The 13,961-nt window shown below is 71.1% G+C and carries 16 protein-coding genes; 3 read left to right on the top strand and 13 right to left on the bottom strand.

The annotated features are described in order from the left end of the window. The first annotated feature begins 192 nt into the window (after positions 1 to 192). The 3 genes from LBW94_RS03345 (at position 193) to LBW94_RS03335 (ending at position 2,259) form a co-directional block, all read left to right on the top strand. On the top strand, positions 193 to 1,077 hold the full coding sequence (locus LBW94_RS03345; RefSeq protein ID WP_225056278.1) for an aminoglycoside phosphotransferase family protein: 885 nt from the start codon (positions 193 to 195) through the stop codon (positions 1,075 to 1,077). 52 nt (positions 1,078 to 1,129) lie between these two features. After that, positions 1,130 to 1,621 carry a hypothetical protein gene (locus LBW94_RS03340; RefSeq protein ID WP_225056280.1) on the top strand — a complete coding sequence of 164 codons (492 nt, stop codon included), beginning with the start codon at positions 1,130 to 1,132 and terminating at the stop codon, positions 1,619 to 1,621. 176 nt (positions 1,622 to 1,797) lie between these two features. After that, complete coding sequence (locus LBW94_RS03335) at positions 1,798 to 2,259, top strand: hypothetical protein (protein ID WP_225056282.1); 462 nt, start codon at positions 1,798 to 1,800, stop codon at positions 2,257 to 2,259. A gap of 9 nt (positions 2,260 to 2,268) precedes the next feature. Here LBW94_RS03335 and LBW94_RS03330 read toward each other — a convergent pair whose 3' ends face one another. The 13 genes from LBW94_RS03330 to LBW94_RS03270 all read right to left on the bottom strand — a co-directional run bounded on the left by LBW94_RS03330 (position 2,269) and on the right by LBW94_RS03270 (position 13,895). After that, positions 2,269 to 3,090, bottom strand: coding sequence for an IclR family transcriptional regulator domain-containing protein (locus LBW94_RS03330; protein WP_225056283.1), 822 nt, complete (start codon positions 3,088 to 3,090; stop codon positions 2,269 to 2,271). Next, positions 3,059 to 3,496, bottom strand: a complete 438-nt coding sequence (gene pcaC / locus LBW94_RS03325; RefSeq protein WP_225056285.1) for a 4-carboxymuconolactone decarboxylase — start codon at positions 3,494 to 3,496, stop codon at positions 3,059 to 3,061. The genes LBW94_RS03330 and pcaC overlap by 32 nt, the downstream gene beginning before the upstream one ends. Further along, positions 3,493 to 4,269, bottom strand: a complete 777-nt coding sequence (gene pcaD / locus LBW94_RS03320; RefSeq protein ID WP_225056287.1) for a 3-oxoadipate enol-lactonase — start codon at positions 4,267 to 4,269, stop codon at positions 3,493 to 3,495. The genes pcaC and pcaD overlap by 4 nt, the downstream gene beginning before the upstream one ends. After that, positions 4,269 to 5,660, bottom strand: coding sequence for a 3-carboxy-cis,cis-muconate cycloisomerase (gene pcaB / locus LBW94_RS03315; RefSeq protein WP_225056288.1), 1,392 nt, complete (start codon positions 5,658 to 5,660; stop codon positions 4,269 to 4,271). Before pcaB ends, pcaD begins: the two co-directional genes overlap by 1 nt. After that, a complete protein-coding gene (gene pcaG / locus LBW94_RS03310) occupies positions 5,653 to 6,210 on the bottom strand; it encodes a protocatechuate 3,4-dioxygenase subunit alpha (RefSeq protein ID WP_225056289.1) in 558 nt (185 codons plus the stop codon). Before pcaG ends, pcaB begins: the two co-directional genes overlap by 8 nt. Continuing rightward, positions 6,203 to 6,913 (bottom strand): protocatechuate 3,4-dioxygenase subunit beta, encoded by a 711-nt coding sequence (gene pcaH, locus LBW94_RS03305; RefSeq protein ID WP_225056649.1) that lies wholly within the window; start codon positions 6,911 to 6,913, stop codon positions 6,203 to 6,205. The genes pcaG and pcaH overlap by 8 nt, the downstream gene beginning before the upstream one ends. 26 nt (positions 6,914 to 6,939) lie before the next feature. Continuing rightward, the gene (locus LBW94_RS03300) at positions 6,940 to 8,118 is read right to left on the bottom strand and encodes a thiolase family protein (protein ID WP_225056290.1); all 1,179 of its coding nucleotides are present in this window, start codon (positions 8,116 to 8,118) and stop codon (positions 6,940 to 6,942) included. Further along, positions 8,115 to 8,840, bottom strand: coding sequence for a CoA-transferase subunit beta (locus LBW94_RS03295; protein ID WP_255633989.1), 726 nt, complete (start codon positions 8,838 to 8,840; stop codon positions 8,115 to 8,117). Before LBW94_RS03295 ends, LBW94_RS03300 begins: the two co-directional genes overlap by 4 nt. Positions 8,841 to 8,887: 47 nt before the next feature. Beyond that, positions 8,888 to 9,715, bottom strand: coding sequence for a CoA transferase subunit A (locus LBW94_RS03290; protein ID WP_255633972.1), 828 nt, complete (start codon positions 9,713 to 9,715; stop codon positions 8,888 to 8,890). 693 nt (positions 9,716 to 10,408) lie between these two features. Then, a complete protein-coding gene (locus tag LBW94_RS03285) occupies positions 10,409 to 10,858 on the bottom strand; it encodes a MarR family winged helix-turn-helix transcriptional regulator (RefSeq protein WP_225056293.1) in 450 nt (149 codons plus the stop codon). A gap of 219 nt (positions 10,859 to 11,077) precedes the next feature. After that, entirely contained in the window at positions 11,078 to 12,115 is a 1,038-nt protein-coding gene (gene dmpG, locus LBW94_RS03280) for a 4-hydroxy-2-oxovalerate aldolase (protein ID WP_225056294.1), read from the bottom strand. Continuing rightward, on the bottom strand, positions 12,112 to 13,065 hold the full coding sequence (locus tag LBW94_RS03275; RefSeq protein ID WP_225056296.1) for an acetaldehyde dehydrogenase (acetylating): 954 nt from the start codon (positions 13,063 to 13,065) through the stop codon (positions 12,112 to 12,114). The genes dmpG and LBW94_RS03275 overlap by 4 nt, the downstream gene beginning before the upstream one ends. After that, positions 13,062 to 13,895, bottom strand: coding sequence for a 2-keto-4-pentenoate hydratase (locus LBW94_RS03270; protein ID WP_225056298.1), 834 nt, complete (start codon positions 13,893 to 13,895; stop codon positions 13,062 to 13,064). The genes LBW94_RS03275 and LBW94_RS03270 overlap by 4 nt, the downstream gene beginning before the upstream one ends. Positions 13,896 to 13,961: the final 66 nt, after the last annotated feature.

Below are 13,961 nucleotides of genomic sequence, written 5' to 3'. Positions count from 1 at the left end.
GGCGGGTTGTCACATTAACGACACGCTGCCGAGCTGTCAATGGGCTGTAGATATACCGGCACCAGCGCGGTTGCCGATTGCCCGCCGGATGCCGGACCGGAGGGGGCCGTGCGGGATCGAACGATGTCCCGACAGACCATAATCGGTAAGCGTGTACGTACTTTCCGGCCGCCACACGGGTGGCCGCGCCTGATGCAGACCGAATTGCTCACCTGGCTCACCGATGTCGCACCCGAGCACGAATGGCAGTGGGCCACCATCCACAAGGGCTGCTTCCACCATGTGGTGGTGACCGACTCCGCCGTCGCGCGGATCTCCTGCCACGGCCCGCAGCCACACCGCCTGGCCCGCGAACTCGCCACCCTGACCGCGGTGACCGCGTTACGACTACCCGTCGAACATCCGCGGCCGCTGTCCGGCGTGATCGACACCGCGAAACACTCGGCGATGCTGGTCACCCGGGTGCCCGGCGACGAGCGGCCGCAACCCGAATGGTCCACCGTCGCGGACGAATTGGGTGGGCTGCTGCGCGATCTGCACGCGATCCGCCCGGCGGCGTCCGAGACTCCCCTGCCACCCCCGCGCAGTTGGTGCGGCGGCGAGGACTGGCCCGGTATCGTCACCGATTCGGTGCTGCCCCACCTCCCGGCCGACAGCGCCGCCGCGGCCGACACGGTGATGCGGGACATCCTCGCGGTGGAGCGGGATGCGCCGATCGGCTTCGTGCACGGCGATTTCGGGCCGCACAACATCCTGTGGCGGAGCCGGGAGGTCCGCTCGCTGATCGACTTCGACCACAGTTGCCTCGGCGATCCGGCCATCGATGTCGCCGCGCTGATCAGCTTCTACGGCGCCGGCGCGGTATCCGCCGTCGCCCGGGAGGAGGGCCTGATCGAGCGCGCGCTGCGGCACCGCGCGGGCTTCACGCTCCAATTGGCCGCCGCCGCGGTGCTCGTCGGCGACCAGCGCCTGTTCCGGCACGCCGTCGGCAATTTCACCACCCGGTACCGGTCCGGCACCCTGTACGACCCGGACGGCGCCGTACCCGCGGTCGCGAACGGTGGTCGCCCGGTATGACGGGCCACGAAGTCAATGCTTTGCTCACACTTCGCGGTTTATCCTCGCCGGCATGGACCCTGATGCGGCCGGGAGACATTCACCCGGACGGCTCGCACCCGTAGCCGATCGGCGGGCCTGGCAGCCGGCCGGGCTCGTCGTGCAACTGCTCGCGGTGGTGATCGCCGCGATTCCGGTCGTCACGGAACTGTGGCACCTGAAGAATCGGGACGGGATCGCACACCTCACCACCGCGGTACTGCCGCTGGCCTGGCACGAGACCTCGCACACCACGTCGGCACTCGTGCTGCTGGGGGCCGGTGCGGTGCTGTTCGTGGCGGGCAGCGTCGTGCTCGCCCGCCCGCACGTCCGGAACCGGTGGCTGCTGGTGGTCGCGGTGCCCGTGGCAGCGGTGGCCGGGCCGCTGATCCTGGGCAGCCTGGTCGCGATCGTGGCGATCCTGCTCTACCTGTTCATCGACTCGCTCGACCCGTTCCCCGACAAGGATCGCAAGCGCAGGCGACGGCGGCAGCCACCGGATCTGTCCGCCTCCCAGCAGAACTGAGCCCGAGCGGAAATCGGCCGCGCCGGTCACCCGATGATGGGATGTCCGGTGTAGGACGGTGGCCGGCGGGGTAGCCTCCAGTCGGTCCCGGTCGACGGGACCTGACGAAACCGAAAGTGACAGAGGCTATTTCAGATTTTGCCGTCCGAGGTGGACGGTGCGGATCAGGAGGGTTCATGCGGGCACGAACCATGCTCGGGGCGGCGGTCGCGGCGGCGGGCCTGTCGGTGGCCGGTGGCGCGGTGGCCGGGGCGGCGCCGATGCGGGCGGCCGATCTTCAGGTCGATGTGGCGCCGTATCTGGTGGGCGACACCGTCTATTTCAGCGCCGGCGGCGCGAACTGCTCGATACACCCCGACGGCAGTGCGGGGTGCGACATCCCGGCGGGAATCGCCAAGTGGTACAACATTCTTCCCGTGACCGATCTGGTCATCGACATCCCGTTCCTGCCCGCGCACCCGGAGTGGGTCCAGCACGGGCAGCCGGGGAGTCTGTCGTTGCCCTCGGACGCCAACGGATACGACAGCACCATCTCCTATGCCGGAGCCAGTTGCTACGGCGGCGGGCGCGGCGCCATCGGGTGCACGTCGAAGGGGCACTCGTTCAGTTTCGGCTGGTCGGGCACGCAGACCAGCTGAGCCGCACGCTCAGCCGAGCCGGGTGACCCGCCGGGCCGCGGCCATGTCCGCTTCGATGCCCCGGGCGGCGATCCGCAGGTGCGGGAGCAGATCGCCGTGGATCTCCTCGAGGCCGCGGCGGGAGGCGTGGGTGGAGATGTTGATCGCGGCGACCACCGCGCCCGCGCTGTCGTGCACCGGGGCCGCCACCGAGCGCAGGCCGGCCTCCAACTCCTGATCGACCAGCGAATAGCCCTGGGCACGAACCTTTTCCAGTTCGCCGCGCAGCTGCGCCGGTTCGGTGACGGTGTTGGAGGTCAGGCCGATGAGGCGGGTATCCGCCAGGTAGTCGTCGAGTTGCCGCGGGGTCAGGCCCGCCAGCAGCACATGACCCATCGAGGTGGCGTAGGCCGGGAAGCGGGTGCCGATGTTGATGCTGACGGTCATGATCCGCGACACCGCCACCCGGGCCACATACACCACGTCGGGGCCGTCGAGCACCGAGACCGAACTCGATTCGCGGACCGCGGCCGACAGTCGTTCCAGATGTGGCTGGGCCACTTCCGGCAGGGTCATGCTCGACAGGTACGAATAGCCCAGTTCCAGCACCTTCGCGGTGAGCGAGAACCGTTTGCCGTCGGTGCGGACATAGCCGAGATCGGTGAGCGTCAACAGGAATCGGCGCGCGGCGGCGCGGGTGAGACCGGTCAGGCGGGCCACATCCGACAGGGTCAGGTCGGGGTGGTCGGCGTCGAACGCGCGGATGACGGCAAGGCCACGCTCGAGCGACTGCACGTAGTGCGCGCCGCGGCCGCCGTCGTCAATCGTGCTGTCCGGCTCGGTGCTGCTCATCCTCGTCCTCCTCGGCCGGACGTATGCGTGCGGCCTCGTCGCCCAGTTCGGCCAGCACCTGCTGGCCGATCGCGAACGCGGCGTTGGCCGCCGGCACGCCCGCGTAGGCCCCCGTGTGCAGCAGCACCTCGGCGATCTCCGCGGCGGTCAGTCCGTTGTGCACCGCCGCGCGCACGTGCATCCCGATCTCCTCGTGCCGCCCGAGAGCGGTGAGCACCGCCAGGGTAACGCAACTGCGGGTGCGGCGATCCAGGCCGTCCCGGGTCCAGATCGAACCCCACACCGATTCGGTGATGTACTCCTGGAACGGCCGGGTGAATTCGGTGGTACGGGCCACCGCCCGATCGACGTGCGCGCTGCCGAGCACCTCGCGCCGCACCCGCATGCCCTCGTCCGCGCTGCTCACGAATTCTCCTTCAGGTGGCCGATGATCAGGTCGCTGATGGCGTCCACCGCCTCGGCGGTGGCCAGATGCGCTCCCGGCGAGACGATGTCGAACCGCGCGCGCGGGATGTCCGCGGCGATCCGGCGGCCGTGCTCCGGCGGGGTGGCCGGATCCTCGGCGGCGGAGATCACCAGGGTGGGTGCGGTGATGCCGGGCAGGCCGCGCGCGATGTCCATGGCCGCGATCGCGGCGCAGCAGGCGGCATATCCCTCGGCGGGGGTCGCGGCCACCATCTGCTCGAACGCGGCGATGCGCTCCGGGTGGGCGGCCCGCCACGGCGCGGTGAACCAGCGCAGCACCACCGCCTCGGTGATCGCGGCCATGCCCTCGGCGCGCACGGTCGCCGCGCGGGCGGTCCAGCTCTCCGGCGGACCCAGCCGGGCGGAGGTGCAGCACAGGGTCAGGGTCCGGATCCGCTGCGGCGCATGCTCACCCAGCCACATGCCGACCATGCCGCCCAGTGACAGCCCGACCACGTGCGCGCTGTCCAGGCCCAGCTCGTCGAGCAGGGCGACCGCGTCGGCGCCGAGGTCGGCCAGCGTGTACGGCCCGGGCGGGACCGGCGAATTCCCGTGCCCCCGATGGTCGTAGCGCACCACCCGGTAGCCGGCGGCGGCCAGGGCCGCGACCTGCGGCTCCCACATCCGCAGATCGCTGCCCAGCGAACCCGACAACAGCACGGGCACACCGTCTTCCGGACCGTCCACCACATGGTTCACGGCAATACCGGTCATCACCCCACGTCCTCTCCCGCATCGCGGACCTCGTGCCACCGCAGCACCGTGCGGGTGACGAACTCCCGGGCCGAGCCGAGATAGCCGGCCGGGTCCAGCAGTTCGTCGATCCGGCTGCGGCTCAGATACTTTCCGATCGTGGCGTCCGCGGCCAGCAACTCTGCCAGTTCGCCGGCCCCGCTCAGCGCGGCGCGGCAGCACGCGGTGACCGCTGCTCCGGCCTGCTGCCGCCCGAGCGCGCCACCGGAGGCCGCCAGCAACTCGACGGACACGTTCTCCGCCAGCAGCAGGCCACCGGTGCGATCGAGGTTGGCGCGCATGCGAACCGGGTCGGCCCGCAGGCGATCCAGCGCGATGCGCAGCCAGTGAACGGCAGAACCGGTGGTGCGCAACAACTCCCGATACGGCCGCCACTCCGCGTGCCAGGATCCGGCGGCCCGCTGATGATCGTGGGCCGCGGCGGCGAGCAGATCCGCGACCAGGCCGGGCGCCTGCGCGGCCGCGGCCGCGGCGAGCACCGCCGCCACCGGATTGCGCTTGTGTGGCATGGTCGACGAGCCGCCGCTGCCCGGCGGCCCCTCCTCGGCGATCTCCGCCACCTCGGTCTGCGCCAGCAGGGTGAGGTCGCGGGCGATCTTCGCGACGGCGCCGCAGGTCTGCCCCAGCGCGGCGGCGACCTCGGTGATCCGGCTGCGCTCGGTGTGCCAGGGCAGCAGCGGCACGGCCAGGCCGAGCCCGCCCGCCAGCCGCTCCAGGACGTCGATTCCGTTGTCGCCCAGGGCCGCCAGCGTGCCGACCGCACCACCGAACTGCACGGCGAGGCGCTGCGCACGCACCGCGGCCAGCCGCTCCCGCGCGGCGAGCACACCGCCGAGCCAGCCGGCGGCGGCGAACCCGAAGGTGATCGGCGTGGCCTGTTGCAACAGGCTGCGCCCGGCCAGCACGGTATCGGTATGTGTTTCGGCCAGTTCGGCCAGTCGCGCGGCCACCGCCCGCAACTCGGCGTCGAGGGCGGCCAGCGCGCGGGCGGTCACCAGCATCGCGGCGGTGTCGACGACGTCCTGACTGGTGGCGCCGAGGTGCACGTAACCGGCGGCGTCCCCGGCCACGCGCGCGGTGAGCGCGCCGACCAGCGGTCCGGCGGGATTGCCGATCCCCACCGCCGCCGCGCCCAGTGCGGCCGGATCGTAATACGCTGCGCGGCATTCGCTTTCGATGGCCGTAGCGGCCCCGGCGGGGATCAGCCCGGTGTCGGCCTCGGCGCGGGCGAGTGCGCCCTCGAAGTCGAGCATGGCCTGCACCCAGGCCCGGTCGCCGACCATGGCGGCGACCGGCCCGGCGGCGAGGATGCCGTCGAACAGGCCCGGATCTCCCGCCGCGGGATCAGACATCGAAGAAGACCGTCTCGCCCTCGCCCTGGAGGTACACGTCGAACCGGTAGCCGCCCGGCTCGGCCGTCGCGACCAGTGTCGAACGCCGTTGCGCGGGAACCGCACTCAGCACCGGGTCGACCGCGTTGGCGGCGACGTTCTCAGGGAAGTACAGGCGGGTCACCACCCGGTGCAGCATACCCCGGGCGAACACCGAGACGTCCAGATGCGGCGCCTGCGCGCCCTGCGGGCCGGGCACCGGTCCCGGATGCACGGTGTGGATGGCGTATTCACCGAGCCGGGTGTCACTGCGGCCGAAACCCCGGAAGCCGTACACCCGGCCGCGCGGGTCGTCGGGATGGTCGAAACGCCCGTCCGGGCCGGCCTGCCAGGTTTCGATCATGGCATCCGGAATACGTTGTCCCGCACCGTCGAACACCTCACCACGGATCCAGAACGCACCGGGGGTGCCTGCGGGCACCACATGCCTGCCGTAGTCGGACCAGTCCAGGCCGATGTGCAGGTAGGGGCCGACGGTCTGCGACGGCGTCGTCGCCAACTGCTCAGTCATGGTGCGGCTCCTCGAACGGGGTGGCGGCACGGCCGCGCAGCACGATGTCGAATTCGAAGGCCAGGGCCCAGTTCGGTTTCGTGCGGTCCAGGCTGAACCGCGAGATCAGCCGGGGCCGGGCGGCCTCGGGGATCGAATTGAAGATCGGGTCCTGGGAGAACAGCGGATCGTCGGGGAAGTACATCTGGGTCACCAGCCGCTGCGGGAACGCGCGGCCGAAGACCGAGAAGTGGATGTGCGCCGGACGCCAGGCGTTGTGGTGGTTGCCCCACGGATAGGCGCCGGGCTTGATCGAGACGAATTCGTAGCGGCCCTGTTTGTCGGTGAGGGTGCGCCCGACACCGTCGAAGTTCGGGTCCAGCGGCGCGTCCCAGCGATCGCCGATGTGCCGGTAGCGGCCGGCGGCGTTGGCCTGCCAGATCTCGATCAGCGAGTCCGGGATCGGGCGGCCGTCGCTGTCGAGCAGCCGGCCGAACACGATGATCTTCTGCCCGATCGGGTCGCCGCGGTGCTGGAAGGTCAGGTCGTGGTCGTCCGGCCGGACCAGATCGCCGCCCAGCACCGGCCCGGTGATCTCGGTGAGGCCGGCCGGCAGCAGCCGCAGCGGTTGCTTCGGATGCCGCAGCGCCGTCGACTTGTAGCCCGGAAAGTCCAGCGGCGGATGGGTTTCCGGCGAATCCGGTCGGTATCCGGGGACGATCAGCTCGTCCGCCGCGATCAGGTTGTCGCTCACTGTGCCTCCAATACCACGGCAAGTCCCTGCCCGACGCCGATGCACAGCGCCGCCAGTCCCCACCGGCTGCCGCGCCGCCGCATCTCCCGGGCGAGCTGGTTGATCACGCGCGCGCCGGACGCACCGAGCGGATGCCCGAGGGCGATGGCGCCACCGTTGACGTTCACGATCTCCGGACCGAGGTCCTTCCAGTCGGCCAGGCAGGCCAGCGACTGGGCGGCGAACGCCTCGTTCAATTCCACGACACCCACATCGCCCCAGGCGATTCCGGCGCGTCGAAGGGCGAGTTCGGCGGCCCGCACCGGGCCGATGCCGAACACGTCGGGGTCGACCCCGGCCGCGCCGCGTCCGGCGATGCGGGCCAGCGGCGCCCGGCCGAGCCGGTCGGCGAGCGCCTCGTCACCGAGCAGCAGCGCCGAGGCGCCGTCGTTGAGCGGTGAGGCGTTGCCCGCGGTGACGGTGCCGTCCGGGCGGAACGACGGCCGCAGGGTCGCCAGTGTCTCGACCGTGGTCTCCGGTCGCAGCGATTCGTCGCGAACCAGGTCGGTGCCGGGCACCGGGATCACGTGGTCGTCGTAGAAGCCGTCGGCCCACGCCCGCGCGGTCAGCCGGTGGCTGCGGGCGGCGAAGGCGTCCTGTTCGGCGCGGCCGATTCCGTAACGGCCCGCGAGGATTTCGGTGCTCTCCCCCAGCGGGACGGTCCAGGCCGCGGGCATCGCCGGATTCACCAGCCGCCAGCCCAGGGTGGTCGAGTGCAGGGTCTCGTTGCCGGCCGGAAAACCCTTGGCGGGCTTCGGCATCACCCACGGGGCCCGGCTCATCGACTCCACGCCGCCGACGACGACGGTTGCGGCGTCCCCGGTTTCGATCAGCCGGGAGCCGGACATGGCGGCGTCCATACTCGATCCGCACAGCCGGTTGACGGTGGTGCCGGGCACCGAGGTCGGCCAGCCGGCCAGCAGCGCCGCCATCCGGGCCACGTTGCGGTTGTCCTCGCCGGCCTGGTTGGCGGCGCCGAACACCACCTCGTCGACCGTGCCCGGGTCGAGGTCGTTGCGCTCGGCGAGAGTCCGCAGCACGTGCGCGCCGAGATCGTCCGGCCGGATGCCGGACAGGCCGCCGGAGTAGCGGCCGAAGGGAGTGCGCAGCCCGTCGTAAAGATGAGCGGCCGTCATGATCTGGCCTTCAATGCGCGCAGGGTGGTCAGTTCGGCGGCGGTCGGGGCATCGCTGTCGGCCAGGTCGGCGGCGACCTTCAGCTCCCAGCCGGTGGCCGCGCGGACCTGGTCCACGGTGACGCCGGGGTGCACGGCGTGCAGGATGAGTTCACCGCGCTCGTCCGGCCGCATCACGCCGAGATCGGTGATGACCAGGGTCGGGCCCGCGCCGCGCAGACCCAGCCGGGCGCGCTCGCCGTTGCCGCGGCCGTGGCCCAGCGAGGTCACGAAGTCGACCCGGTCGACGAACGTCCGGTGCGACTGCCGGACCACGACGAACACCTCGCCGCAGGAGGCCGCGATCTCCGGCGCGCCGCCGGCGCCCGGCAGCCGCACCTTCGGATGCGCGTAATCGCCGCCGATGACGGTGGTGTTGATGTTGCCGAACATGTCGATCTGCGCGGCGCCGAGGAAGCCGACGTCGATGCGGCCGGGTTGCAACCAGTAGTTGAACACCTCCGGCACGCTGATCACGGCGTCGGCGGTCTCGGCCAGCACGCCGTCGCCGATGGAGGCGGGCAGCCGGTCCGGTTTCGAGCCGAGGGTGCCGGATTCGTAGATCAGCACCAGGTCCGGGGCGTGCGTGGTGCGGGCCAGATTGGCCGCGGTGGAAGGCAATCCGATGCCGACGAAGCAGCGCTGCCCGTCGCGCAGCGCGCGGGCGGCGGCGACGGTCATCATCTCGTCGGAGGTGTACTGCTGGTCGGTCACGGCGTTCTCCACGGTGGTCACGGCTGGACTCCGATCCGCTCGGCTGTGGTCTGCCCGGACGGAGCGTGGACGTGCTCGTCGAGCCAGCGGGTGAACTCCTCGCGGTCGCGGCCGATCGGATCCCAGGCGGAGTAGTAGGCGTTGTCGCGCTCGGAATAGCCCTGCGCGTAGGAGGGGTGCGCGCCACCGGATACCGCGGCCACGGCTGTGACCGCCCAGGACGGCAGCACGATGCCGCCGGGCACCGGTGTCAGTTCGTCCACGATCTCCTCGACGGTGACCAGGCTGCGCCGGGCGGCCAGCACGGCCTCCTTCTGCACCCCGAGCAGGCCCCAGAGCTGCACATTGCCCTTCCGGTCGGCACGCTGGGCGTGGATGATCGAGACGTCCGGATTCAGCGCCGGGACCGCCATGAGCTCCTCGCCGGTGAACGGGCAGGTGATCGGCTTGACGGTGTCGGTGACCGTGGGCAGATCGGTGCCGACGTACCCGCGCAGTACCGCGAACGGCAGCCCGGAGGCGCCGGCGACGTAGCGGTTGGCCATGCCGGCGTGGCTGTGCTCCTCGATCTCCAGCGGCGCCGGCCAGGCGTGCTGGACCGCGTCCCGGAACCGGTGCAGCGAGCCGACACCCGGGTTGCCGCCCCAGGAGAAGATCAGCTTGCGGGCGCATCCGGCGCCGATCATCTGGTCGTAGACGATGTCGGGGGTCATCCGCACCAGCGTCAGGTCCCGTCGGCGCTGCCGGATGATCTCCTGCCCGGCGGCCACCGGGATCAGATGGGTGAAACCCTCCAGCGCGACGGTGTCGCCGTCGTGCACCAGTTCGGCCACCGCCTTCGCCAAGGACGTAATCCTGGCCACGTCGTTCCCTCGTTCCTCACTCGAAATCCCTGCCCGCCGGATGCGGTGGCTGTCGAATCCGACTGCTTCCCAGTCGGATTCGGTGCCTCGAACCGGCGGCCGGGCCGGCGGTCGCGGACGACGCCCGCGGTCCGGAGCACGCGCCACGATCGCGGCCCGGATGTCCCGGACGGTCACGATCGGCGATGCGCGCAATATTGTGCGCTATGCGTACAAATGGTTGCTATACGAACATAGTAGGCCCGTGCGAGCGGTGACTCAAGTCGCTGCCGGCGATATCCCGCCTCACCACCCGCGGCGATGCCGTCCGATCGCGCCGCGGACCTGGATGTGCCATCTGCGGTCGCAGCCGTTGACAGTGACGGCCGTCACCTTCTAGCGTAATTGGCATATAATGCACAAGCGTGCGCAATCCGCACCGGACAGCACGCAGGCGTCATCGGCATCGAGGCCGAGCACGAGCAGGTTCGAGCGACCATCCACCGCGGCCCGGCCCGCACCGACGGCAGTAGGCCCGTGGGTGGCCGCGCTCCACGCCCGGCCGGCCACTCTCGTCCCACCGGTCCCGCCCGTGCTCCGGCCGCGCAGCGTCGCACGGCCGGTTCCGCCGCGAAAACCGTGGGGCGGCAAGGATCCCGCACTCGCCCCTCGGCGGGTGCGGGCCCTCGGCACGAATCAGGCCCGGGGGTCGTCCGAGATGGCGCGGCGGCCGGCCACCAGATAGTCCCGGAACCGGTCGCGATCCGCGGCGTCGAACCCGGCGAGCATGCGCTCCTCCAGTTCCTCGACCATGGGGTTGTACTGCGCCAGGAAGGCATGGCCCGCGGCGGTGAGGCTGATCAGCAACCGGCGCCGATTGGCCGGATCGGCGGACCGCTGGATGAGCCCGCGCCGCTCCAGCGCGCTCACCAGATCGGAGGTGGACTGGGCGCGCACGAACGAGGCCCGCGCCAGATCCGCGGCCGACATCGTCCGCTGGCGCTTCAGCACGGTCAGCGCGGTGTACTGCAACGCGGTCACTCCCGAGGGCCGCAGCACCGCGTCGAGTTGCGCGCGGGTGGCCAGCTCGAGCCGCTTGACGAGATACAGCAGCAACGCCGCGGAGGGCTCGGGAGACACGGTCACCGTGTCATTCAATCAAATCCGATTCGAACACCGGCTTTTCCCGACATCGCACCGGACCCCTCGACGTGAGTCAGCGCACAACGAACCCCGGACCGGCAGCCCGTCCCGGGGCATTGTGCACCACGGTCGATTCCGATCCCGGCGCGCCGCCGTTCCGGCGGGTACCGAAAGCGCCGGTCCCGGAACTGCTGCGGGACCGGCGCTTTCGCGGACGAGAGCTCAGCCCGCGGCGGGGACCGCGTTCGCCTCGCGCTCGGCGACCATGGTGAGGGCGATGTCGACGATCATGTCCTCCTGGCCGCCGACCAGGCCGCGGCGACCGGCCTCCATCAGCAGGCTGCGGACCTCGAGGCCGTACCGCTGTCCCGCCGCCTCGGCGTGCCGCAGGAAGCTCGAGTACACCCCGGCGTAGCCGAGGGTCAGCGTCTCCCGGTCGACGCGGACCGGGCGGTCCTGCAACGGGCGGACCAGATCGTCGGCGGCGTCCTGGAGGGCGAACACGTCGCAACCGTGCATCCACTCCAGCAGATCCGCGACGGCCACGAACGCCTCGATCGGGCAGTTGCCCGCACCGGCGCCGTGCCCGGCCAGCGACGCGTCCACGCGGTACACGCCGTTCTCCACCGCGACCACCGAATTCGCCACCGACAGCGACAGATTCTCGTGCGCGTGGATGCCGATCTCGGTGCCCGCGTCGAGCACGTCACGGTAGGCGCGCACCCGGTCGCGGATGCCGTCCATGGTGAGCCGGCCGCCCGAGTCGGTCACGTAGACACAGTGCGCGCCATAGGATTCCATCAGTTTCGCCTGCGCGGCCAGTTCGGCGGCCGGGGCCATGTGGCTCATCATGAGGAAGCCCGCGACGTCCATGCCCATCTCGCGGGCGGTGGCGATGTGCTGAGCGGACACGTCGGCCTCGGTGCAGTGCGTCGCCACCCGCACCGAGCGCACCCCCAGCGCGTACGCGCGCTTCAGGTCCTCGACCGTGCCGACACCGGGCAGCAGCAGCGTGGTCAGGCGCGCGTTGGTGACGTTCGCGGCGGCGGCCTCGATCCAGGCCCAGTCGCTGTGCGAACCGGGGCCGTAGTTCACCGAACCACCGGCCAGGCCGTCGCCGTGGGCCACCTCGATGGCATCCACTCCGGCGGCGTCGAGGGCGGCCACGATGCGGCCCACGTTCTCCGGCGTGATCCGGTGCCGGACGGCGTGCATGCCGTCGCGCAGCGTCACGTCCTGCACGAACACCGTGGTGGTCATCGGAGGGTCTCCTTCTCGTGCGCGATCCGTTCCGCGACGCGCAGTGCGGCCGAGGTCATGATGTCGAGGTTGCCCGCGTAGGCGGGCAGGTAGTGGGCGGCGCCCTCGACCTCGAGGAAGACCGACACCCGGTGCGTGGGCACGGTCGTGGCCCCCTCGGCCAGCAGGGTGTGCACCGGCTGGTCGGCCGGGATCGGGTCGATCTGGACGTCCTGCTTGAGCCGGTAGCCGGGCACGTAGGCGGCGACGTCGGCGACCATCTTGGTGATCGAGTCGCGAATCCGGTCGTGGGTGTCCGGGTCCGGCGCGTCGACCAGGCAGAACACGGTGTCGCGCATGATCAGTGGCGGCTCGGCCGGGTTCAGGATGATCACCGCCTTGCCGCGCTCGGCGCCGCCGACCGCCTCGATCGCGTGCGAGGTGGTCTCGGTGAACTCGTCGATATTGGCCCGGGTGCCCGGACCGGCCGACTTCGAGGCGATCGACGCCACGATCTCCGCGTACGCCACCGGCGCCACCCGCGAGGTCGCGGCCACGATCGGGATGGTGGCCTGGCCACCGCAGGTGACCATGTTGACATTCACCGCGGCCAGATGGTCGGCGATGTTGACCGCCGGGACCACGAACGGGCCGATGGCGGCGGGGGTCAGATCGATCAGCCGCTTGCCCAGCGGGGCGAGCCGCTCGTGGTTGCGCACATGGGCTTTCGCGGAGGTGGCGTCGAAGACGATCTCGATCTCGTCGAAGCCGGGCAACGCGAGCAGGCCCTCGACACCCTCGTGGGTGGTGGGCACCTTCAGCCGGGCCGCGCGGGCCAGGCCGTCGGAGTCGGGGTCGATGCCGACCATCGCACCCATCTCCAGCACCTGGGAGTGCCGCAGCACCTTGATCATCAGATCGGTGCCGATATTGCCCGAGCCGATGATCGCGACCTTGGTCCGGGGGCTCATCGGGTCTCCTCCTCGAGGGACGTGGTGAAGGACGCCGCCACCGAGCCGAGCGCGCCGATCTCGGCGACGACGGTCGCGCCCGGGAACAGCGGGCGCATCGGGCCCAGTGCGCCGGACAGGATGACCTGTCCCGCCCGCAGTGGCTCACCGAATTCGTGGGCGCGCCGGGCCAGCCAGGACAGCGCGTTCAGCGGGTCGCCCAGGCAGGCGGCGCCGTTGCCGGTGGAGACGGTCTCGCCGTCGATGCGCATGCTCATGGTGACCTCGACCGGCTCGAATTCGGCCAGGGTCAGCCGCTGGTCGCCGAGGACGAACAGGCCGCTGGAGGCGTTGTCGGCGACGGTGTCGGCGAAGGAGATGTCCCAGCCGGCGATGCGGCTGTCCACGATCTCCAGCGCCGCCACCGCGTAGTCCACCGCCGCGCGGCACTGCGCCACATCCAGCGGGCCGTCGGCCAGATCGGCGGCCAGCACGAACGCGACCTCCGCCTCCGCGCGCGGTTGCAGCAGCCGGTGCATCGGGATCTCGTCGCCGTCGCCGTAGGCCATATCGGCGAACAGCACGCCGAAGTCGGGCTGGTCCACCCCGAGTTGCTGCTGCACCGCCTGCGAGGTGGCGCCGATCTTGCGGCCCACGACGGTCACGCCGTCGCCCACCCGGGCCGCGTTGAACGCTTCCTGCACCCGATACGCCGTGGCGACATCCTCGGGGCCGATCAGATCGCGTACGGGGGCGCAGGGCACGCGGCTCGCGGCGGCGGTGGCCAGCCGACGAGCGGCGGCCTCGACGACCGAGCCCTGCACCGCGGCGGTGCCGGAACTGACAGACACAGTGACCTCCTTGTTCAGTGTGTGCTGACCCAGTGGACGCCCGGCGACCGCCGCCCGGCCAGTAGA

This window comes from Nocardia sp. alder85J, from assembly GCF_020176955.2.
GTDB lineage: Bacteria > Actinomycetota > Actinomycetes > Mycobacteriales > Mycobacteriaceae > Nocardia.
Note: the sequence above shows the minus strand (reverse complement) of the source record. Positions and strands in the feature narration are given on the sequence as shown.

Bases quoted from the DNA above. Each gene is read 5' to 3' on its own strand.
- pcaG (WP_225056289.1), bottom strand. From the start codon at position 6,210: ATGACTGAGCAGTTGGCGACGACGCCGTCGCAGACCGTCGGCCCCTAC.
- LBW94_RS03335 (WP_225056282.1), top strand. From the start codon at position 1,798: ATGCGGGCACGAACCATGCTCGGGGCGGCGGTCGCGGCGGCGGGCCTG.
- LBW94_RS03295 (WP_255633989.1), bottom strand. From the start codon at position 8,840: ATGATGACCGTCGCCGCCGCCCGCGCGCTGCGCGACGGGCAGCGCTGC.
- LBW94_RS03340 (WP_225056280.1), top strand. From the start codon at position 1,130: ATGGACCCTGATGCGGCCGGGAGACATTCACCCGGACGGCTCGCACCC.
- pcaB (WP_225056288.1), bottom strand. From the start codon at position 5,660: ATGTCTGATCCCGCGGCGGGAGATCCGGGCCTGTTCGACGGCATCCTC.
- LBW94_RS03330 (WP_225056283.1), bottom strand. From the start codon at position 3,090: ATGAGCAGCACCGAGCCGGACAGCACGATTGACGACGGCGGCCGCGGC.
- LBW94_RS03300 (WP_225056290.1), bottom strand. From the start codon at position 8,118: ATGACGGCCGCTCATCTTTACGACGGGCTGCGCACTCCCTTCGGCCGC.
- pcaD (WP_225056287.1), bottom strand. From the start codon at position 4,269: ATGACCGGTATTGCCGTGAACCATGTGGTGGACGGTCCGGAAGACGGT.
- LBW94_RS03275 (WP_225056296.1), bottom strand. From the start codon at position 13,065: ATGAGCCCCCGGACCAAGGTCGCGATCATCGGCTCGGGCAATATCGGC.
- dmpG (WP_225056294.1), bottom strand. From the start codon at position 12,115: ATGACCACCACGGTGTTCGTGCAGGACGTGACGCTGCGCGACGGCATG.
- LBW94_RS03345 (WP_225056278.1), top strand. From the start codon at position 193: ATGCAGACCGAATTGCTCACCTGGCTCACCGATGTCGCACCCGAGCAC.